This window comes from Actinoplanes sp. NPDC051388, assembly GCF_055586225.1.
The window spans coordinates 252,565-273,189 of the sequence record NZ_JBVJIP010000013.1; the positions used below are offsets into that span (position 1 = coordinate 252,565).

A 20,625-nucleotide genomic window follows, 5' to 3' on the forward strand; every position below is an offset into this window, starting at 1 on the left:
ATGTCGATCTTCGATTGTTTCTGTCGGACATCGGACGGTTATCTACTGTGGACAACCGCCGGATGTCGACTCCGGCAACCGGAGCGTCGACCCCGTTACGCCGAGATCACCGCGGCGCGGAGCCGGGTCAGGGCCTCCCGGCGCGCGCCGGTCAGGGACGGCTCGGCGATCGACGAGGCGGGCCGCAGCGGAGCCCGGCGCGGCAGCTCCGCCACCGCCGCCTCGATCGCGGGCAGCAGCGGAGGACCCCAGGAGCCGCCCACCACCACGCGGCCCGGATCGGCCAGCGCGATCACCGCCGCGATCACGCCGGACACCGCGCGTGCCACCGCCGCCCGGGTGCCGGCCGGTGCGGCGAGCAGGGTCGCCACGTCGATCGCGCTGGACTCGGCGCGGCGCAGGCCGAGCTCGTCGAAGACGTCGATCAGCCGGGTCGCGCGGCCACCAGGGCCGACAGTCACCAGGTGAGCGATCTCGCCGGCCAGCCCGGAGCGGCCGCGGATCAGCTCGCCGTCACCGACCACCGCGCAGCCCAGACCCTCGCCCAGGAAGAGATAGGCGAAGTCGTCGCCGGCGTGCGCACGCTCGGCGCGGGCCGCCCAGTTGACGTCGTTGTCGACGGTGATCGGGCCGGTCACGTGCGGGGTCAGCACGGCCACCGGGTCGAGCTCGCCGACCAGGAACGGCGCGTCCGGCAGCTGTACGAGCCGGCCGGAGTCGCGGTCCACCGGGTCGGCCGCGCTGACCACCGCGAGGGCCGCCGCTTCTCCGCCCAGCACGCCGGAGATCGCGTCGACCACGGCGGCGGCCACCTCCGTGGGCCGAGCGGGCCGCCCGATCGGCGCGGTGGCGCGGCCGACCGTGTCGCCGTAGGCGTCCACCGCCTCCGCGACCACACCCCCGGGCGCGATGCTCAGCGCCAGCGCCACGCCGGCCCGGGCGGTCAGCGCGTAATAGGAACCGACCCGGCCGCGGCCGCGCCCGCCCGGGGTGCGCTCCCCGGTGTCCGCCACCAGGCCGCGCTCGGTCAGCCGGCGCACGCTCTCGCCCGCGGTCGGCTTCGAGATGCCGGTGCGGGTGGCCAGCTCGGCGCGGGTGAGCCGGCGGTGCTCCATCAGCGCGCGCAGCACCAGCTCGTCGGTCGGCGGGGGGTTCACGTTGACGATTCTAGGCAACCCTCTTGCCTAGAAGGTGCCGACACGCCTACAGTCTTCAAGTAAGGAGAGCTGACTAGAAGGAGTGCACGCCGTGGACCTGCCGCACTGGGACGAGACCCCCGCCGACCTGAAGGCCGCCGTTCGCGAGACCAAAGCAGCGCTGCGGGCCAGGATCGCGGCGTCCGGGCGTACCGTCGAAGAGGTTTTCGCGGTCGTCGAGGAGCGCGTGCGCGTGGCCGTGGAGGAGATCGAGGCGGCCCGCGAGAGTGGCGAGCAGGTCTGGCCGGTGATCGACTATGCCGATCTCGCCGCCGGCCGTGTGCCGGCCGAGCAGCTCGCGCTGCTGCGCAAGCGCGGGTGTCTGGTGGTGCGCGGGCACTTCGAGCGCGAGCAGGCGCTGGCCTGGGATCAGAACATCGTGGACTACGTCGAGGGCAACCACTTCTTCGAGAACTACCGCGGGCCGGGCGACGACTTCTTCGGCACGGTCGGCTCCAAGCCGGAGATCTACCCGGTCTACTGGTCGCCGGCCCAGATGCAGGCGCGGCAGAGCGAGCGGATGGCGGTCGTGCAGTCGTTCCTCAACTCGCAGTGGCGCAGCGAGTCCGAGGGCGTGCGGTGGTTCGACCCCGAGCGCGACTCGCTCTATCCGGACCGCATCCGCCGCCGGCCCGAGGGCGCCGACTCCGGCGGGCTCGGCACCCACCTCGACCCGGGCACCCTCGACCTGTGGATGACGCGGGACTATCAGCAGGCGTTCCGGCACCTCTTCGACGGCACGGTCGAGCAGTATGACCCGTGGGACGCCGCGCACCGCACCACCGGCCCGCAATACCCGGGCTCGACCATGTGCTCGGTGTTCCGCACCTTCCAGGGCTGGACCGCACTGTCCGACATGGACCACGACCAGGGCGTGCTGCACACCGTGCCGATCCCCGAGGCGATGGCCTATCTGATGCTGCGCCCGCTGCTCTCCGACGTGCCCGAGGACGACATGTGCGGGGTCACCGTCAACCAGGTGTTCCCGGCCAACGAGAAGTGGCACCCGCTGCTGATGCGCGCCCTCTCCGGCATCCCGGACGTGCGGGCCGGCGACTCGGTCTGGTGGCACGCCGACATGATCCACAGCGTCGCTCCGGTGACGAACCAGCGCGGCTGGGGCAACGTGATGTACATCCCGGCGGCGCCGTGGTGCCCGCGCAACGAGCGCTACGCCGAGTCGGTGCGCGACGCCTTCCTGACCGGCTCGAGCCCGAGCGACTTCCCGGCCGAGCACTACGAGCGCACCTGGCCGGACCGGTTCCGCCCGGAGGACCTGAACGACACCGGCCGGCGCGGCCTCGGCCTGCCGGCGCCGGCGATCGCCTGAGAAAGAGGGGGAGCCCACGGTGGCGGGGCTCCCCCTCTTTCTGCCTGCGGGTTACGGACCGCTGGTCAGGTACTGGATCTCGGCCCCGCGCCGGGCGGTGCCGCCGCTGTTGTTGATGATCCGGTTGATCGTGCCCTGGCCGCCGAGCGACACCGTCACCATGTTGGTGAAGCGGATCCCCGGTTTGACCGGGGCCTCGATCGCCCGTTCACCGACCACCGACTCGTCCAGCGTGAAGACGCAGTAGCTGCCCACCCCCCAGGCCTGATGGTCGCTCACCGAGTCGGCCACCTTGTAGGCCGCGTAGCCCCGGGTCGACCCGTTCATCCAGGACGCCTGGTTCGGCATCTCGTAGGGCATCTCGTTCTGATAGAAGTACGTGCGCCCGCGCTCGCCGTTCCAGACCGTCTGATACTTCTGGAAATGCTCGACGAACAGGCCGTACATGGTCACGTCGTTGCCGTTGACCACCAGGCCCTGATCGGCCGTGTTGACACTCCAGCCGACCCCGGCGCCGTGGTCCGCCCGCCACAGCCACATGTGGTCGCCGATCACGTGGTTGCTGTTGATGATCAGCGTGTTGGTGGCCCGGCCGACGCCCGGCCCGCCGAGGCGGAAGAAGACGTCGTGCAGCGAGATCGGGTTGGCGCTGTTGTTGGCGCTGGAGCCCGGCGCGCCGACCTCCATCAGGGAGGGCGAGTTGGTCGGGCCGGCGTCGAACATGATGCCGGCCACCTTCACTCCGGCGACGTCCGCGACCTTCATCGCGGTGACGCCGTTGTCCGCGGCGAACGTGGCCAGGCCGAGGCCGAGCACCACGGTGTCCGGGCGGGTGATGGTGATGGTCTGGTTGACGTGGTGCGTGCCCGGGGTGACGAGCAGGTGCTTGCCCGCGGCCAGCGCGTTGTTGATGGTCGCGGCGGTGGTGCCCGGCCGCACGATGAAGAAGTCGGCCAGCGAGATCGAGGAGCCCGCCGGGGTCTTGTTGTACCAGCTGGTGCCGGTGCTGTTCTGGCGCAGCGCGGGCACGAACACCCGGTACTGGCCGTTGGCGAAGTACAGGAACGGCTTCTCGCGCACCACCGGGGTGGTGTTGATGACCGTGTGCGACGGGTTCGGGAAGTGGTTCGGCGGCGCGCCCTGCACACCCTGGAACACCATGTTCCAGACCGAGCCGCTCCAGCTGCCGAACTCGCTGTTGCGCGAGTACCACTGCTGCTGCGAGCCGGAGACGACCGCGCCGTCCACCTTGGTGTCGGCCATCAGGCCGCCGGAGGACCAGCCGTCGCCACCGTTCCAGAGCTGGATCTGGTTCTGCGCGCCCCTGAGGTGCATGCGGCGGTAGGGCGCGGCCTGGGAGACCGCGTAGCGCTCCACGGTGGTTCCGGCGGGGAGCGTGACCGACAGGTTTTCGGCCGTACGCCAGAAGTTCTGCGTCGCGTTGCCGTTCATCCAGAACGCCTCGACCCGCACGTGGCCGTTGAGGTTGACGTCGTCCGGGGACATGCCGAGGCCGGCCACCTGCGTGAAGAAGCCGAGGTTCACGTCGGCCTGGTAGCTGCCGGGCTTGAACAGCACCGCGTACCGCTCCGGGCCGAACTGGTTGGTCTCCTGCGCGGTGAACAGCTGGTTCAGCCGGTTCTGGATGGTCGCGGTCGGGGTGGACGGGTCGTAGACGTTGACGTTCGGCCCGAAGTTGGGGTTGACCGGGTCGGTCGGCTCCACCGGGTCGGTCGGCGTGCTGCCGTCGCCGGCGAAGACCCGGAACTCCCAGAGCGAGTAGCCGTAGCCGGTGCCGCGGGCGGTGCCGTACATCCGGATGTAGCGGCCGGTGCCCGCGACGGTCAGGCTCTGCGTGCCGCCGGCGCTGGTGGTGGTCGAGTAGACGCTGGTCCAGGTGCTGCCGTTCGGGCTGGTCTGGATCTGGAAGCTCCGGCCGTACGCGGCCTCCCAGAGCAGGTCCACCTGGCAGATCGTGGCGCTGGCGCCGAGGTCGACCTGGATCCACTGCGGGTCGCTGAACGCGCTCGACCAGCGGGTGCCGGTGTTGCCGTCGACGGCCAGCGCGGCGGTCGTGCCGCCACCCTCCTGCGACGATGCGGTGGTGGGCTTGCCCAGGGCGACGTTGGTGGTGCCGCAGGCGGCTGCGGCGGCGAGCTGAGTTCGTGCGCTCTGGGTTTCGGCGCCGGCCCGGGTGACCCCGGTGACGGTCAGGCCGAGCACGGTCGCGGCGGTGGCGACGGCCGCGACTAGGGAACGGCGGACACGCCGCCGGGCATCAGGGTTCATGGTCCTGCCTGTCGTGACGGGGTGGGGCCGGCCCGCGGGGAAACGGGCCGGCCGCCGTGGGGACTGGGGCAATAGAAAGAGGGGATAGCTAGGAAAGCGCTCTCCAAGCTCTGATGATTGTTTCGCCCATGTTGCGGGACGTCAATACGTCCACGGTTCCGGAACAATTCCCGGAACCGGTCGTGCATTGACATCGTTCGCCCTATTCGCCGAGAATTCGGCGGTGCCCGTCCCCCGCCTGGCGTCCGCGACGCTCGCCGCCCTGCTGGCGGCCGGCCTGTGTGGCTGCACGGCGGAAGCGCCCGCCTCGGTGCCCGCCCCCGCGCCGCCCGCGGTGAGCAGCGCGCCCGCCTTCGGCGGCACCGACCGGGCCTGGATCGAGATCAACATCGCCATGAACGACGAGCTCGCGCCGCTGCTCGAGCTGCCCGCCGCGCACAGCCGCGACGCCGGGCTGAAGGCGCTCGCGGGGCAGGTCAAGGCGTTGAACGAGCGGGAGTCGGCGACCCTGCGCGAGCTGCACGACGCGGCCGGGCTGCCCGCGGAGAACCCGCACAAGGGGATGCCGATGCCGGGCATGGTCACCCCGGAGCTGATCGCCAAGGCGGCCGCGGCCGAGGGGCCGGCGTTCGACCGGCTCTTCCGCCAGCACGTCCGCGGTCACTTCGAGCAGGGCGTACGGCTGGCCACGAGCGAATCGACAGCGGGCCTGGAGCCGCGGTCGAAAGAGCTCGCCACCCGCATGATCGCGGATCGTCAGTCGTTGTTGGCCAAGTTCGGCCGGCCCGTGGAATAGGTCGGTTCCGGAACATGAAGAAGATTTCCGCGCCATTTCCTCGATGATTTATTGTTATTTGCTCGGCTCGCGACCGTCCCCGCCTCTCCCCCGGCGGGACGGTCGCGAGCCCGCTCTCACGGCAGCTCGTAGTTCTCGTTGAGCGCCGCCCCGCGCTCCGGCTTGTAGAGGTCGAAGCCGCGCGGGTCGCACTGCAGCCCGCCGTTGATGCAGTGGCTGGTCAGGGCGGCCAGCACCGGCTGGTTCCAGACGTTGTAGAAGTCGTAGTGGAACGAGTAGCCCCGCCCACTGGACAGGCGCACGTTGGCCATGTTGCCGCTGACCGGGAACGCCATCTTGAACTCGATCATCGGCACCGCGACCGGGTGGCTGGTCGGACAGACCCCGAGCACCGGGTACGCCATGTGGCTCTTGTGGTCCGGCGAGTCCAGGTGGATGCCGTTCCAGCAGCTCGGCGCCTGCATCCGGATGTTCAGCTGCGACCCGGCCGGACAGTTCGCCGGGAAGTCCCAGTTGAACGAGCTGTCCCCGCACTCCCAGCCCTCGACCGCGCCGGGCGCGTTCTGGAACTCGGCCTGCGTCGCGCTCGGGCTGCCGACCAGGTAACGCAGTCCGGGCGGCGACGGCCGCACGCTGCGGTAGTCGATCACGCCGGACTTGTAGTAGATGACCTGCCGGCCCACCGGCTGCACCGCGGTGTCGCCGTTGAGCAGGGTCGGCATCCAGTAGCCGGTCTTGTCCCCCGGCGTGATGCAGCTCGTCCCGCCGGCCTGCAGGCTGCCCAGCGTGGAGTTGGCGTTCGTGGAGTTGTTGCCCATGAACGTGTGCGAGTGCGAGGCGCCCGGCAGACCCGGGAAGACGATCGGGTCGTCCGGCAAGTTGGACCTGCTCACCGAGCAGTTCATCTGGAACTCGTGGTGCGTGGTCGGCGGGTTGGTCGGCGGCGGCACCTGGGTGGACGGGACCACGCCGAGGACCGGCGGGTCGGCGAGCACGTAACCGCCGCCGCCGGGCGGGACCGAGGTGCTGGTGCCGAAGACCTGGAACTCGTAGAGCGAGTAGCCGTAGCCGGTGCCGCGGGCCGTGCCGTGCATCCGCACGTAGCGACCGCTGCCGCTGACGGTCAGCGTCTGGTTGCCACCGGTGCCGTTCGTGGTGCTGTAGATGGTGGTCCAGGCGTTGCCGTCGGGGCTGGTCTGGATCTGGAAGGCCCGCGCATAGGCGGTCTCCCAGCGCAACGTCACCTGGTTGATGGTGGAGGTGGCGCCGAGATCGACGCGCAGCCACTGCGGGTCGGCCCAGGCGCTGCCCCAGCGGGTGTCGTTACGGCCGTCGACCGCGGCGACGGCGGGAGCGCCGCCGTTTTCCTGCGAGGACGCGATCGCCGGCTTGCCCTGCGACAACAGGGTGTCCGCCGCCATCGCGTCCGGCCCGGCCACCAGCAGCGCGCCACCGAGTGTGGCGGCGGCGCAGATGGCGATCAGGCGTCTTCTTCCTCTTCTCATCTCGAGTCTCCAGGGGATCGGGGAACGGAGAGCTTGGAGAGCGCTTTCCGAAGTGTTGCGCCAAGGTTGCACGGACGTCAATGTCTCGCGTAGTGAAGACCGTAATGTCGCATTCGCTGGCGCCTTAGGAGAGCGCTCTCCGGCCGTTGTGCTATAACTCCCGTATGACCACCACGAGCGGACGCTCCCGTGTCGGCGATCGTCTGCCGACCCTGGAGGACGTGGCCCGCGTGGCCGGCGTCTCCCGGGCCACCGTCTCCCGGGTCGTCAACGGGGTGCGCAACGTCGATCCGCAGCTGCACGAGGTGGTGTGGCATGCAGTGGACCAGACCGGTTACGTGCCCAACAAGCTGGCCCGCTCGCTGGTCACCCGGCGCACCGGCACGGTCGCCCTGGTGGTGTCCGATTCGGAGTCACACGACGACGACCCGTTCCTGAGCCGGTTCTTCGCCGATCCCTATTTCGGGCGGGTGGTCGGCGGCCTGATGAGCGTGCTGCGCCAGGCCGGCGTGCAACTCGCCCTGCAGATCGTCGGCTCACCCGAGCAGCGCACCCGGCTGGTCGGCGACCTGCGGCACGGCCAAGCCGACGGCGTCATCGTGCTCTCCCTGCCCGCGCACGACCCGCTGCCCCGCATGCTCACCGACGCCGGCGTGCCCGCGGTGCTGATCGGCCGGCCGCCCGAGCCGGTGCCGATCGACTATGTGGACCTCGCCAACGACACCGGCGCCGCGCTGGCCGCCGACCACCTGGCCGGCCGCGGCTGCCGGCTGATCGCCATGATCTCCGGCCCGGTCGACGTGCCGGCCAGCAGCGACCGCATCTCCGGCTTCCGGCGGGCGATGGCCCGCCGCGGGCACGGCTGGGTGCCGCTGGTGTCCGGCAACTTCACCCAGGAGTCGGGCGAGCAGGCGATGCGCGAGCTGCTGACCGAGCACCCGGCGCTGGACGGCGTGTTCGTCGCCAACGATCTGATGGCACTGGGCGCCCTGGGTGCGCTGCGCGAGGCCGGCCGCAGCGTGCCGGACGACGTCGCGGTGGTGGGCTTCGACGACAGCAGCGCGGCGACCGCGGCGAGCCCGGCGCTGACCACGGTGCGGCACCCCTTGGAGGACATGGCCGCGGAAAGCGCGCGGTTGCTGCTCGCCCGGGTGGAGGATCGCGACATGCGGGTGTCCTCAGTGATCTATGAGCCGACGCTGGTCGTGCGCCGCTCGGCCTGAGAGCCCCGGGTGCTGCCGCGGACCACGGGGCGGCGGCAGCACCCGGCCCCTCTTCGGACGCGCTGACCGCGGCGTTCCGGCCGTCCTTTGTCCGGCTCGGACCGCGGCGGCCGCCACTGGCTTGGCGGGCCCGCGGTCACGGGCCGGCCGAGATCGGCTCCGGGGTGGCCGGCGGGCTGGTCACATAGCGCCGGCTCAGGCGCCGGTACGGGTTGCTGCGCAACGCCAGGCCGGTGGCCACCAGGCCGACGATGCCGGTCAGCACGAAGACCAGCGCGAGGCCGCGGTCGGCGCCGACGCCGAACCACTCGCCGATCGTCCGGGCGCCCGCACCGTCGGTCATGAACGGGATGAACACGAACTGGGCGATCGGCGAGATCAGGAACGCGGTCAGCGGCGAGGCGGCCTGCTCGACGCTCTGCGCGAAGCCGAAGACCCTGCCCTGCCGCTCATAGGGCACCACCCGCTGCAGAATCGTCTGCTCGGCGGCCTCCGCATACGGGATCAGCAGCATGTAGGCATACATGCCGGCGGCGAGCAGGACGATCGAGGACCGCAGCGGGAAGAGCATGGTGACCGCCCACAGCACAAGGTTGACGATCAGCAGCAGCCGCACCGGGTTCCGGCCCAGGCCCCACCGGGCGACCATCAGCCCGCCGACGATGAACCCGGTGCTCAGCACTCCCCAGAGCAACCCCCAGGTCTGCACCGAGACCAGCGACAGTCCATACGCGTCGATGAGCGCCATGAACACGCCGCCCAGGAAGTTGTTGAACGCGGAGAAGAGGATCAACGCGGTCAGCCCGGGCACCTGGCGCACCAGCCCGACAGTGCCCCGCAGATCGACCATGCCTTCCCGGGTGGCCGGCTCGGCCGGGGTGGCCGGCTCGGCCGGGCGGTCCGCGGCGGCCGGCGCGGCCGGGCGTTCCGGCATCGGGACGAGGGCCAGATGCCCGATCGCGACGGCCAGCACCACCAGCGCCAGGACGAGCACCCAGAACATGCCGCCGGCTCCCACCAGCAGCCCGCTGATCACCGACGTCGCCAGGAACGACACGCCCGTCGTGGTGCCGACCAGCCCGTTGGCCCGGTCCCTGGTGTCCTCCTCGATCAGCACCGTGACCAGCGTCGGCAACGCGATGGTGCGGATGTTGCCGGCGATGACGCCGAACATCAGCAGCACGATGAGCGTCCACAGGGAGACGCTCGCCGGGTCGGTGAACGACACGTGCGGGACGACCAGATACACCGCGAACGCGACGGTGAAGAAGAGGAACGACGCGGCCGCCGACACCTGCATCATCGTCTTCTTGGGGTAGCGGTCCACCAGGCTGCCGAACCAGATGCCCGAGGTCGCCGTGAGCACCAGGAAGATCCCGGCCACCACGCCGGTGGCGAAGACCGAACGCGTCTGCAGATAGACGTAGAAGGTGATCGCGAACCAGACGGTGAAGTTGATCACCGACACCAGCAGGGTGTTGATGAGGACCTGGAAGAACACCTTCCGGTTCCCGCGGATCACGCTCATGCCATGAACCGTATGACCTCAAGGCGGGTTGATGTCCAGGAAGATCTCACGGGCTTGCGGCCAGGAACAGGAACACTGCAAGCAGGCTCAAGTGGATGCCGCCCTGGAGGACGTTCGCTCGGCCGGGGACGACGGTCAGGGTGCCGGTGACCACCGTCAGGGCCAGCAGGACCATCTGGGTGCCGCCCAGGCCGAGGAGCAGCGGGCCGTCCAGCCAGATCATCGCGATCGCGATCGCCGGGATGGTCAGGCCGATGCTGGCCATCGCCGAGCCCAGGGCCAGATTGAGGCTGGTCTGCATGCGGTCGCGGGCGGCCGCGCGGACCGCCGCGATGGTCTCCGGCAGCAGCACCAGCAGGGCGATCACGACGCCGACGACCGATTGCGGCAGGCCGGCGTTGCCCACCGCCGCCTCGATCGACGGTGACACGCCCTTGGCCAGGCCGACCACCGCGATCAGCGCGACCAGCAGCAGGCCGAGGCTGATCCCGGCGTCCCGGTTGCTCGGCGGGTCGAGGTGCTCCTCCTCGTCGATCACCTGGCCGGCGGTGGTGATCGGCAGGAAGTAGTCGCGGTGCCGGCGGGTCTGCACGGCCACGAACAGCAGGTAGAGCCCCAGCGAGGCGACCGCGGCGAAGGCCAGTTGGGCGGGTGAGAACTCGGCGCCCGGGCGGCTGGTGGTGAAGCTGGGCAGCACGAGGCTGAGGGTGGCGATCATGGCCACGGCGGCGAGGGCTCCGCCGGTGCCCTCCGGGTTGAACACGGCGAAGCGGCGGCGCAGGGCGCCGACCAGGATCGACAGGCCCAGAATGCCGTTGCAGGTGATCATGACCGCGGCGAAGACGGTGTCCCGGGCCAGCGATTGGGTCTTCTCGCCACCGCTGATCATCAGCGTGACGATCAGCGCGACCTCGATGATCGTGACGGCCACCGCCAGCACCAGGCTGCCGTAGGGCTCGCCGACCTTGTGCGCGACCACTTCCGCGTGGTGCACGGCGGCCAGCACCGCACCGGCGAGCAGCAGGGCGACCAGCACGACCACCGGCGGCGGCAGGCCGCGGCCCCAGCTCAGGATGAGGGCGAGGATTCCCAGCACGGGCACCGAGACGGTCCACTTAATCTTCGCGATCATCCAACTAGCGTCCCAGACCGGCGTCGCGCGCGCGGACGATGGCCTCGGCCCGGGACGACACCTGGCTGGCCGTACTGGACGCCTTCTGGCCGCTGTCCATGCTGGGCATGGCGATCATCGGCATCAAGGTCGCGTTCACCGGCGCCTGGCGTGGCCCGGATCTGGCCGTCGGTGGCCGAAAGCTGGGCCCTGGTCACGGTTCCGACCTTCGGCATCCTGGGCGCGACCGCCGGCTGGGCGGTCGGCGTGGCTCACCTCTTCGTCGGCTACCTGCTGCTGGGCCTGATCATCGCCCTGCGCCCGCACCTGACGGGCGCCCGTGACTGAAACCCGATGATGGAGACCCGATCGGTTCGCCGACCGGGTCTTTTCCGGTACGCACACAGCACCCGCTCGTCCCCCGCCTCCCCACCGCCGCGCATCCCGCCGTGCGGACGCCCGGTCAGTCGCGCAGCGCCAACAGGTCATCCTCGAAGTCGCGATATCCGGAGTTGTTCAGCGCCCCGTTCAGCAGGCCCAGCGCGAGGCGCCGGGCCTGCGTGGCGGTGTCGTCGGCTCCGAGGTCGCAGGGGAAGTGGTTGATGAGCGAACGGGTGCTGAAGGTGTCCTCCTTCCCTTCGAGCCGCGGCAGATCGCGGACGATGAGGATCGCCGGGCGGCGCGACGTGATCGTCGCCTGCAGAATCGTCCGGGCGAGCGTGATCCCGGCGATCAGCTCGTCGAACAGCGCCGACGACGACTCGATCCCCGTGGCGATCATGGCGGTGAGCAGTGCGTCCACCTCGGCCAGCGAGGGTTCCGCGGCCGGCGGAGGGCCGTCGCCGTCCGGGACTCGCTGGGATAGCGCTCGGGCCAGCCAGAGTTCGACCTGGAGGTCGGTGAGCAGCAACGAATCCGTCTCCTCCGGAAGGCGTGCGAAGGTCTGGATCTCGGCGAAGACGCGGATCGCCCTCGGCAGCCGCCACGAGTCCTCGTCGCCCGCGGCCGGCCGCACGACCGTGCCGACCCGGACTCGATTCGCGCCGTCGCCGTCCGAGTCGGCCAACGACCACGGAAGTTCGATCGACGGCCGCGCACCGGCGGCGCCCCGCAGCCATAGTGCCAACGGGCTGCGCTCGAAGTGCGAGAGGACGACCTGCCAGCGTGTGGCGCCGGTTAGCCGGGCCGGCTGCTGCGATGCGAGAAGCTCGCCGTGCGGCGGCCTCATCGCGGTCACCGTGATCTTGAGATCCGGCTCGTTGTCGTCACCGACCGGCGACAGATGGACGGAGCGCGCGATCAACGATCTCGGGAGGCCATCGCGCATCGTGGGCAGCGAAAGCATGGCCTCCCACGCCGACGCGATGCGCCGGAGCGCCGCCTCCGCATGGTGGCGACGGCTCGGCCAGGAGACGTCGTGACCATCCGGCTCTCCGGGGCGATCGGCCGCCGCCCGCAGCGCGGCTCGCACCCGAGCCCGCCCGACCCGCCGGATCATCGCCTCCGCGTCGACGCCGATCACGACCGGCCGGTTCGTCTCGCTCGCCACGCCCACCTCGACCAGGCGGGCCGCGACCGTGCCCAGCCCGACGCCGTCATCGATCGCACGCTGCAGGCGCAGATTCGTCTCGGTCGTGCCCAGCATCAGTTCGACCAGGTTGAAAAGGGTCTCCGCGGGCACGTCCGGCGCCCGGTCGCCCGCGTCGAGGTGGGCGCGGAAGTGCCGCCAGCCCAGCTCCGCCGCGCCCTCGGCCAGCGTCTCCAGCCACCCGGCGCTGATCGAACCCCGGGAGGAACGCGCGCAGGAAGTCGATCAGGCCGCGGATGCCGCGCTCCTCGAGGCCGGCGATCAGGCCCGCGACGTCGAGTTCGCCGGCCCGATCGAGCAGACGAACCAGCCACTGGATCATGGCCGCGTCCGGCCCTCCGAGAATCAAACCCGGGCCGGGCGGCAGCGGAAGGAATCGCACCGCGCCGCCGAGCACCCCTCCGGCCTCGGCCGCGGAGAGCTGATCGGTCAGCGCCTGCAGCCGCCGCAGGACACCCGCGCTCGTTTCGCAGGCCTCCCGGTCGCCGGCATCGGGAGCGAGTGACCCGGCCAACGCCGCCGGCACTCCGCCGGCGTCGCGCGCCCAGGCGTGCAACGCGAGCGTCAGCTCGGCGTCCGAGATGTCGGCCGCGGCGCGCGGGAAGGTGAAGTACCGATCGACGTAGTCCGGATCGCTGACCCCCCGGCGTCGCGGTGCGACCCGATCGGCCTCGTCGAGCAAGGGGAACAAACGCCTGATCGCGCCGCTGACCCGCTCGGCCGGGCCGGCCGGCAGGCCCAGGCCGGACATGCTGGGCACCTGCCGCCAGAACGCGAGCCGCAGGTCCCCGGCGGTCGGTGCGACCAGGCGAAGGCGGTCCGCCAGCAGGGCTCGATAGACCGGCGGATACGTCGACCGCAGGTGCGTGATCACCAGGTAGTCGACCAGGTCGACCTCGTCCGGTCCCACCAGTGGCAGATAGACCCGCAGCTGCGCGATGAACCGGCTGATGGTCCGTGGTTCGGCCAGATCGGCGGACAGCAGCAGCTCCCACTCGTCGGAGAGCCGTCGCCGTTCCTCGTCTCCGAGGTTGGCCCGCAGGTCGGCGAGCAGCGTGGTCAGGCCGTCGTTGAACAGCGCCGACGACTGCCCGGCCCGGATCATCGGCTGGTCGGCCCGCAGGGTGACGATCTTCTCCAGGAAGGCCAGCGCGCGATCCTCCCGCCCACCCGCGATCGACGTCGCCTTCAGCAGATCGACCAGCGTGTGCTGGTCGTACGCGACGAGGTAGTGCACGTTCGGCAGCCGGCCGACCACCCGGATCGCGCGCAGCAGCGCCAGCAGCTCGTCGGGTTGCAGGCGGTCCACATCGTCCACGAAGACCAGCACCGGGCGGCTCAGCGCCCGCATCTCATCGCTCAGCGCGTCGAACGCCGACTGCACGGTGGTGTCGGTCTCCAGCAGCTTGGCGGCCTGGGTGGCCGCGCCGGCCCCGCCCGGCACCAGGGACACCGCGATCGGCAGGTAGCGCGCGTAACCGGTGAGCCTCTCGCGGGCTTTCCTGGACCGCTCCGGGAGCGCGGATCGGATGGCGCCGAGCAGTTCCGTGACGATCGCCTCGGGTGAGCCGAGGGCCCACGGGTTCACCCGCGCGATGCCCCAGCTCTGGTCGCCCAGGCCGTCGAGGACCAGGTTGATCGTGCTGGTCTTGCCGCTGCCCCACGGGCCGACGAGGGCGACCACCGTGCTGCTCGGGTGGGCGCCGATCTCGCCGAGCATCGCGACCAGCCGGGCCACGAACGGGCCGCGGCCCAGCGCCTCGGCGTCCGGTGTCGAGATCGGATCGTCCACCCACCAGGTGCTCACCTCAGGCACGCTAACGGAGAGGAGCCCGCGGCAGACCTGTCAGATAGGCGCGCAGGATCGGCTCGGCGGGAGGGCGCGCGTCCGGATGCAGGCCGCTGCCGGCGACCCGGTCGTACAGAAGGCCGTCGAGGAGGGCGACCAGGGCCGGCGCGTGGGTGGCCGCGTCGCGCACGCCGATCGCCTCCAGGGTGGCCTCGGCCGCGGCCAGCGTGCCGGCCCGCACCGGAGATCGCGCGGTGATCATCGCGTGCAGTTCGGGGTCGTTCGCCAGATCGACGGTGAGCGCGTAGCGCGCCCGGTGATCGCCGGCCCGGGTGGCCAGCTGGTCGAGGAGGCCGGCCAGGCGTTTCGCGGCGCCGTTCACCGTGCGCGGCGTGATCGGCTCGGCGCGCATGTCGGTGACCGTGCGGTTGGCCAGCCGGTGGACCATGGCCTCGATCAGCTGCCGCCGGGTGCGTGCGTAGTACGACGCCGAGCCGTCCGGCAGATCCAGCTCGCGATCCACCGCCCGGTGGGTCAGTGCCCGCAACCCGGACCGGGCCACGATCGCGATCGCCGCGTCGCCGATCGCCGCCCGTCGATCTGTGCCTCCTGCCACCTTCACAACCGTGACTCTACAGCGGTAGAGTCCTCTACATGCGTAGAGGAGTCCAGGTGATCGGCGCCGGCATCGGTGGCCTCGTGACGGCGATCGGCCTGCAGCGGCATGGTTTCGAGGTCACCGTGTTCGAGCGGGCGCCCGAGCCGCGCCAGGTCGGGTCTGGGTTGTCGTTGTTCGGCAACGCGTTCACCGCGCTGGACACGGTCGGTGTGGGTGACGCGGTGCGCGCGCTCGGATCGCCGCCGCCCGGTCTCGTGGCCGGCCAGCGCCGGCCGGACGGGCACTGGCTGGCGACCGCGCCGGCCGCGGCGGGCGGTGAGTTCCGTGTCGTGCACCGGGCCGACCTGCACGAGGTTCTGGTGGACGCGCTCGAGCCCGGCACGATCCGGTGGGGGCAGGACGCGGCGGCCGCGCCGGGCGAGTTCGACGTGGTGGTCGCGGCGGACGGCCTGCGCTCGGCCACCCGCGCGTCCTGGCCCGGCGATCCGGGGGTGCGCTATTCGGGTTACAGCACCTGGCGAGGCGTCACGTCCGGCCCGGTCGACCTCGGCGACGCCGCGGGCGAGACGGTGGGCCGGGGCGAGCGCTTCGGCATGGCGCCGCTGCCGGACGGGCGGGTCTACTGGTTCGCGGTGGTGACGATGCCGCTGGACGCCACGTTCGCCGACGAGGGCGCCGAGGTGCGCCGCCGGTTCGCCGGGTGGCACGCGCCGATCCGCGAGCTGCTCGACGCGACCGACCCGGACGACACGTCACGCACCGGCATCTTCGACCTGGCCCGGCCGCTGCCGACCTTCCGCCGGGGCAACGTGGTGCTGCTCGGCGACGCCGCGCACGCCATGACGCCGGACCTGGGCCAGGGCGCCGGCCAGGCGATGGAGGACGCCGCCACGCTGACCACCCGGCTCGCCCGCACGGGCATCGACGAGGCGCTGGCCGAATACGACCGCGTGCGCCGCGCCCGGGTCCAGCCGATCGCCGCCCGGGCCCGGCAGATGGGCCGCCTGATGCAGAACGGCGGGCTGCTCCGCGACTGGACGCTGCGCCTGACCCCGCGGCGTGTGGTGGCCGCTCAGTTGGCGAAGTTGTCGGGTTGGCAACCGTGATCGAGCGGCTTGTCGCGGCGGCGACCGCCGGGCGGGGGCAGGATGGGGGCATGGCGCAGGAGAAGGAGTCCGGTGAGTTCCGCCGGGACCAGAACTACATCACCACCCGGATCACCGCGGACGGACGCGACGGTTATCCGGTGGAGCCCGGTCGCTACCGGCTGGTCGTGGCCCGCGCCTGCCCGTGGGCGAACCGGTCGATCATCGTGCGCCGGCTGCTCGGGCTGGAGGACGCGCTGTCGATGGGTGTGTGCGGGCCGACCCACGACGAGCGGAGCTGGACCTTCGACCTCGACCCGGGCGGTCGCGACCCGGTGCTCGGCATCGAGCGGTTGCAGGAGGCGTTCTTCAAGCGCGACCCGGGTTACGAGCGCGGCATCACCGTGCCGGCCATCGTGGACGTGCCGACCGGGCAGGTGGTGACCAACGACTTCGCGCAGATCACCATCGACCTGTCGCTGGCGTGGACCGAATATCACCGCGAGGGTGCGCCGCAGCTCTATCCCGAGCACCTGCGGGCGGAGATCGACGAGGTCGACGACGTGGTGTTCCGGGACGTGAACAACGGCGTCTACCGGGCCGGGTTCGCCAGTGGCCAGGACGCATACGAAAAGGCCTACCACCGGCTCTTCGATCGTCTCGATTGGCTGTCCGAGCGGCTGGCCGGGCAGCGTTACCTGGTCGGGGACACGATCACCGAGGCGGACGTGCGGCTGTTCACCACGCTCGCGCGCTTCGATCCGGTCTACCACGGGCACTTCAAGTGCAATCGGCAGAAGCTCGACGAGATGCCGGTGCTGTGGGCGTATGCGCGGGATCTCTTTCAGACGCCCGGGTTCGGCGACACCATCGACTTCGCCGACATCAAGAAGCACTACTACGTGGTGCACACGACCATCAATCCGTCGCAGATCGTGCCCGCGGGACCGGATCTGAGCGGCTGGCTGACCCCGCACGGGCGCGAGAAGTTGGGCGGACGGCCGTTCGGCGACGGCACTCCCCCGCCTCCGCCGCGCGAGCCGGTGCCGGCCGGGCATGGGGCCAGTGCGTGACGTAGGACACCTTGAACCGCCGAACGGCTGTACCGTCTCGCCATGACCGACGACGAACTGGACGTCCGCGCCTTCGCGACCGAGTTCCGCGCGTTCATGAAGGCACTGCAGCGGGCGACCCCGCCGCCGGAGCCGACCGAGCTCGCCCGGCGGATGGCCGAGCACCTCGGCGCCGACCCCGCCGAGCTACCCGTCACGGTCGAGGCGCTGCCCTCCTATGAGCAGGCCAACGTGCAGGCGGCGCTCGATGCGTACCTGGCCCGCGAGGGTGTCACGAGCGACCTGATCGGGGTCGTCGGCAGCGGCCGCGAGCACCAGGGCTTCGCCGATCTGGTGGACGCCGCCCGCAAGCACGGCCAATACGACGTGGGCGCGGTCGACTACGCCACGGTAGCCGTCGGGGTCGGCAAGGAGCAGGCCTGCGTCAGCTACGGGCTCTTTCTGCTCACCACCGGCGGCAGCAAGCTGGCCGCCCTGGTGCGGCTCAGCGGCCATCGCCGGGCGGTGCCGGAAATGCTGATCGAGGTGATGTGCGCGGACGCCGAGGTGTCCCGGCAGTTCCTGCGCACCATCCGGGAGTACACGGTCACCCACCACGTCTGCCGCGGCCAGGTGCTGTCCTTCGAGTCGTACGAGTACGGCGACGGCATCGGCCCGCTGCGCTTTCACGAGCGCCCACACGTGGACGCCTCCGACGTCATCCTCCCGGCCGGCGTGCTCGACGCGGTGCACCGGCAGATCCTGGGCGTCGCCGAGCACCGCGAACGGCTGCTCAAGGCCGGCCACCACCTCAAGCGCGGCGTGGTGCTGTTCGGACCGCCGGGCACCGGCAAGACGCACACCATCCGGCACCTGATCGGGGCGCAGCCGGACACCACGGTGATCGTGCTGACCGGGCTGGGCGTGCAGTTCATCCGGGAGGCGTGCAGTCTCGCCCGGCTGCTGCCGCCGGCCATCGTGGTGCTCGAGGACGTCGACCTGATCGCCGAGGAGCGCACGATGTCGCACCTGGGCATGGGCAACCCGCTGCTCTTCCAGCTGCTCAACGAGATGGACGGGGTGGCCGGCGATGCGGACATCGCGTTCCTGCTCACCACCAACCGGCTGGACCTGGTCGAGCCGGCGCTGGCGCAGCGGCCCGGCCGGGTGGACCTGGTGGCCGAGGTGCCGCTGCCGGACACGCACGGGCGGCGGCGGCTGCTCTCGCTCTACGGCGTCTCGGCGCACCTGAGCCCGGACGAGGTCGAGCGGGTGGTGAACGCGACGGCCGGCACCACCGGCTCGTTCTTCGCCGAGCTCTCCCGCCGCGCCGACCTGCTCGCCGCCACCGCGGACGACCAGGAGACCGAGATGAAGCACGTCAGCGCGGCCCTGGACGAGCTGGGCCGGAGCCGGGCCGCGGTGTCCAACGCGATCGCCAACTTCAGGAGCTCCGGAGGGCTTGGCGAAGAAGCTCACCCAGGGCCCTCAAACTCTCCGGCTCCATATGTCTGAGCAGGCGCCGCTGCTCTGACAGACCGGCCGTGACCGCCGGGTCGATGACCTCGCGACCGGCGTCGGTGAGCCGCACCAGCACGCTGCGGCGATCGGAGTCCGACGGGCGGCGCTCGATCAGGCCGGCCTTCTCCAGCCGATCGAGCCGGGCGGTGGTGCCGCCGCTGCTGAGCATCATCGAGGCGGACAGGGCGCCGGGCGGCAGCTCGAAGGGCGGCCCGGAGCGACGCAGGGTGGCCAGCACGTCGAACTCGGGCCGGCCGATGCCGAACCGCCGATAGGCCGCCTGCGTGGCCTCACCGGCCAGGGCGGCCAGGCGGAACACCCGCCCGAAGACCTCCATCGGTGCGGTGTCGAGGTCGGGACGCTCGCGGCCCCACTGCTCGACGATCTCGTCCACGCCGTCACGTTCCGTCATACGAGTAATTTATCTCGACGTCGAACTTCTTGACAAGGAGATACCTGCGAGCAACTATCTTCATGTCGAGATACTTTGGATCGAGGGAGTTCGTGATGAGGGTCCTACTGCTCACCGCCGTCACGCCGATGGTCTGGGGCACCACCTATGCGGTGACCACCGAGTTCCTTCCGCCCGGCCGGCCCCTGCTCGGCGGCCTGCTGCGCGCCCTGCCGGCCGGCCTGCTGCTGCTCGCCGCCACCCGCCGCCTCCCGCGCGGCGACTGGTGGTGGAAGTCCGCGGTGCTCGGCGCCCTGAACATCGGATTCTTCTTCGCGCTGCTGTTCGCCGCCGCCTATCGCCTGCCCGGCGGCATGGCCGCCGTGCTCGGCGCCGCCCAACCCCTGGTGGTGGCCGGCCTCACCGTGTTGCTTCTGACCGAGCGGGTTCGCCTGCGTACGGTCATCGCCGGCGTCCTCGGCGCCGGAGGGGTGGCGCTGGCCGTGCTCACCGCCACCGCGCGACTGGACGCCGTCGGGATCGTCGCCGGGCTGGCCGGCACGATGTCCATGGCGCTCGGGCTGACCCTGACCAAGCGCTGGGGCCGCCCGGACGTGTCGCTGCTGACCGCGACGGGATGGCAGCTCACCGCGGGCGGGCTGGTGCTGGCGCCGATCACGCTGCTGGCCGAGGGGCTGCCGGCGGGACTGTCCGGGACGAACCTGGCCGGGTATGCCTATCTGTCGCTGGTGGGGACCGCGCTGGCGTACACGATCTGGTTCTGGGGTCTGGAGCGGTTGCCGGCCGCGAAGGCCTCCCTGCTCGGGTTGCTCTCACCGGTGGTGGCGACCGCGGTGGGCTGGGCGGCGCTCGGCCAGAGCCTCACGCCGGTGCAGGTCGGCGGCATGCTGCTGGCCTTCGGCGCGGTGGTCTGGGGGCAGCGCGGCGGCTCAGCGGACGTCGAGCCCCTCGATGATGTGCGTGTGGAAGCCACCGCGGGCGGCCCGCAACATCGCCCGGCCGACCCGGTCCGTGCTGGTCGTGTATTTCGGCGCGAACCGGTCGAGGACGGCGAGCAGCGGCGCGGCGAGCGCGTAGCCGACGCGGTAGACGCGGGTCTTCGAGGCGGCGCCGTGGGTGGGCACGATGATGCCGGGGCGGCACGCGTAGCCGTTCGGCAGTAGCTGGATGATCTCCTGCTCGGTGCGCCCCTTGACCCGCTGCCACATCTGCCGCCCGGTCGGATTGGTGCCGGCCCCCGAGACGTAGACGAAGGTCACGTCCGGATTCAGATCTCCGAGGGTGCGCGCGGCCGCCATCGGGAAGTCGTAGCTGATCCGGCTGTACGCCGCCTCGTCCATGCCGACCGACGAGACGCCGAGACAGTAGAAGCAGGCGTCGTATCCGGCCAGCTGGTCCTTGATCGGCGACAGGTCGGTGAAGTCGGCGAGGGTGACCTCGCGCAGCTTCGGGTGCCGCACCCCGGTCGGGCCACGGCCGACCGTGAGCACCTGCTCGACGTCCTTGGCCAGCAGGCTCTCGCGCAGCACGCCCTGCCCCACCATGCCGGTCGCGCCGAAGACGATGACCTTCACGCCGGTC

18 protein-coding genes and 1 pseudogene are annotated in these 20,625 nt (G+C 71.1%); 8 read left to right on the forward strand and 11 right to left on the reverse strand.

What is annotated here, in order from left to right:
• Window positions 1–95: 95 nt before the first annotated feature.
• Window positions 96–1,157, reverse strand: a complete 1,062-nt coding sequence (locus ACZ6TI_RS30510) for an ROK family transcriptional regulator (protein ID WP_465348616.1) — start codon at window positions 1,155–1,157, stop codon at window positions 96–98.
• Between the two features lie 91 nt (window positions 1,158–1,248).
• Between ACZ6TI_RS30510 and ACZ6TI_RS30515 the strand changes: the two genes are divergently transcribed.
• Window positions 1,249–2,526 carry a YbiU family protein gene (locus ACZ6TI_RS30515; RefSeq protein ID WP_465348617.1) on the forward strand — a complete coding sequence of 426 codons (1,278 nt, stop codon included), beginning with the start codon at window positions 1,249–1,251 and terminating at the stop codon, window positions 2,524–2,526.
• Between the two features lie 51 nt (window positions 2,527–2,577).
• Here the strand turns inward: ACZ6TI_RS30515 and ACZ6TI_RS30520 are convergent, their stop codons facing one another.
• Window positions 2,578–4,815: a discoidin domain-containing protein gene (locus ACZ6TI_RS30520; RefSeq protein WP_465348618.1), complete on the reverse strand. Its 2,238-nt coding sequence runs from the start codon at window positions 4,813–4,815 to the stop codon at window positions 2,578–2,580.
• Between the two features lie 223 nt (window positions 4,816–5,038).
• Here ACZ6TI_RS30520 and ACZ6TI_RS30525 point away from each other — a divergent pair, with 223 nt between their 5' ends.
• Complete coding sequence (locus ACZ6TI_RS30525) at window positions 5,039–5,611, forward strand: DUF305 domain-containing protein (protein WP_465348619.1); 573 nt, start codon at window positions 5,039–5,041, stop codon at window positions 5,609–5,611.
• Between the two features lie 116 nt (window positions 5,612–5,727).
• On the opposite strand, the gene ACZ6TI_RS30530 is transcribed toward ACZ6TI_RS30525, so the two are convergent.
• Window positions 5,728–7,116 (reverse strand): DUF1996 domain-containing protein, encoded by a 1,389-nt coding sequence (locus tag ACZ6TI_RS30530; RefSeq protein WP_465348620.1) that lies wholly within the window; start codon window positions 7,114–7,116, stop codon window positions 5,728–5,730.
• Window positions 7,117–7,280: 164 nt separating this feature from the next.
• Between ACZ6TI_RS30530 and ACZ6TI_RS30535 the strand changes: the two genes are divergently transcribed.
• Window positions 7,281–8,339 carry a LacI family DNA-binding transcriptional regulator gene (locus ACZ6TI_RS30535; RefSeq protein ID WP_465348621.1) on the forward strand — a complete coding sequence of 353 codons (1,059 nt, stop codon included), beginning with the start codon at window positions 7,281–7,283 and terminating at the stop codon, window positions 8,337–8,339.
• Between the two features lie 136 nt (window positions 8,340–8,475).
• Here the strand turns inward: ACZ6TI_RS30535 and ACZ6TI_RS30540 are convergent, their stop codons facing one another.
• From ACZ6TI_RS30540 to ACZ6TI_RS30550, 3 genes are read right to left on the reverse strand one after another with little or no spacing between them, the layout of a single operon-like run.
• The gene (locus ACZ6TI_RS30540; protein WP_465348622.1) at window positions 8,476–9,867 is read right to left on the reverse strand and encodes an MFS transporter; all 1,392 of its coding nucleotides are present in this window, start codon (window positions 9,865–9,867) and stop codon (window positions 8,476–8,478) included.
• Between the two features lie 46 nt (window positions 9,868–9,913).
• Window positions 9,914–10,999 (reverse strand): calcium:cation antiporter, encoded by a 1,086-nt coding sequence (locus ACZ6TI_RS30545; RefSeq protein WP_465348623.1) that lies wholly within the window; start codon window positions 10,997–10,999, stop codon window positions 9,914–9,916.
• A 4-nt stretch (window positions 11,000–11,003) separates the two neighbouring features.
• Window positions 11,004–11,138, reverse strand: a complete 135-nt coding sequence (locus ACZ6TI_RS30550) for a hypothetical protein (RefSeq protein ID WP_465348624.1) — start codon at window positions 11,136–11,138, stop codon at window positions 11,004–11,006.
• Between the two features lie 11 nt (window positions 11,139–11,149).
• On the opposite strand from ACZ6TI_RS30550, the gene ACZ6TI_RS30555 reads away from it, so the two are divergent.
• A complete protein-coding gene (locus ACZ6TI_RS30555) occupies window positions 11,150–11,326 on the forward strand; it encodes a hypothetical protein (protein ID WP_465348625.1) in 177 nt (58 codons plus the stop codon).
• 115 nt (window positions 11,327–11,441) lie between these two features.
• Here the strand turns inward: ACZ6TI_RS30555 and ACZ6TI_RS30560 are convergent, their stop codons facing one another.
• Genes ACZ6TI_RS30560 through ACZ6TI_RS30570 form a run of 3 tightly spaced genes read right to left on the reverse strand, consistent with a single transcriptional unit; the run spans window position 11,442 to window position 14,977 of the window.
• Complete coding sequence (locus ACZ6TI_RS30560) at window positions 11,442–12,623, reverse strand: hypothetical protein (protein ID WP_465348626.1); 1,182 nt, start codon at window positions 12,621–12,623, stop codon at window positions 11,442–11,444.
• The gene (locus tag ACZ6TI_RS30565) at window positions 12,574–14,373 is read right to left on the reverse strand and encodes a P-loop NTPase fold protein (RefSeq protein ID WP_465348627.1); all 1,800 of its coding nucleotides are present in this window, start codon (window positions 14,371–14,373) and stop codon (window positions 12,574–12,576) included. Before ACZ6TI_RS30565 ends, ACZ6TI_RS30560 begins: the two co-directional genes overlap by 50 nt.
• Window positions 14,374–14,383: 10 nt before the next feature.
• A complete protein-coding gene (locus tag ACZ6TI_RS30570; protein WP_465348628.1) occupies window positions 14,384–14,977 on the reverse strand; it encodes a TetR/AcrR family transcriptional regulator in 594 nt (197 codons plus the stop codon).
• 32 nt (window positions 14,978–15,009) lie between these two features.
• Between ACZ6TI_RS30570 and ACZ6TI_RS30575 the strand changes: the two genes are divergently transcribed.
• From ACZ6TI_RS30575 to ACZ6TI_RS30585, 3 genes are read left to right on the forward strand one after another with little or no spacing between them, the layout of a single operon-like run.
• Window positions 15,010–16,080, forward strand: a complete 1,071-nt coding sequence (locus tag ACZ6TI_RS30575) for an FAD-dependent monooxygenase (protein WP_465348629.1) — start codon at window positions 15,010–15,012, stop codon at window positions 16,078–16,080.
• Between the two features lie 50 nt (window positions 16,081–16,130).
• Window positions 16,131–17,132: a glutathione S-transferase family protein gene (locus ACZ6TI_RS30580; RefSeq protein WP_465348630.1), complete on the forward strand. Its 1,002-nt coding sequence runs from the start codon at window positions 16,131–16,133 to the stop codon at window positions 17,130–17,132.
• 42 nt (window positions 17,133–17,174) lie between these two features.
• Window positions 17,175–18,626: an AAA family ATPase gene (locus tag ACZ6TI_RS30585; protein ID WP_465348631.1), complete on the forward strand. Its 1,452-nt coding sequence runs from the start codon at window positions 17,175–17,177 to the stop codon at window positions 18,624–18,626.
• On the opposite strand, the gene ACZ6TI_RS30590 is transcribed toward ACZ6TI_RS30585, so the two are convergent.
• Window positions 18,556–19,044 carry a MarR family winged helix-turn-helix transcriptional regulator gene (locus ACZ6TI_RS30590; RefSeq protein ID WP_465348632.1) on the reverse strand — a complete coding sequence of 163 codons (489 nt, stop codon included), beginning with the start codon at window positions 19,042–19,044 and terminating at the stop codon, window positions 18,556–18,558. The genes ACZ6TI_RS30585 and ACZ6TI_RS30590 overlap by 71 nt on opposite strands.
• 95 nt (window positions 19,045–19,139) lie before the next feature.
• Here ACZ6TI_RS30590 and ACZ6TI_RS30595 point away from each other — a divergent pair.
• Window positions 19,140–19,943 (forward strand): annotated as a pseudogene (locus ACZ6TI_RS30595) (EamA family transporter); the annotation flags it as partial.
• Between the two features lie 30 nt (window positions 19,944–19,973).
• Here the strand turns inward: ACZ6TI_RS30595 and ACZ6TI_RS30600 are convergent.
• Entirely contained in the window at window positions 19,974–20,618 is a 645-nt protein-coding gene (locus ACZ6TI_RS30600) for an NAD-dependent epimerase/dehydratase family protein (RefSeq protein WP_465348633.1), read from the reverse strand.
• Between the last annotated feature and the right edge of the window lie 7 nt (window positions 20,619–20,625).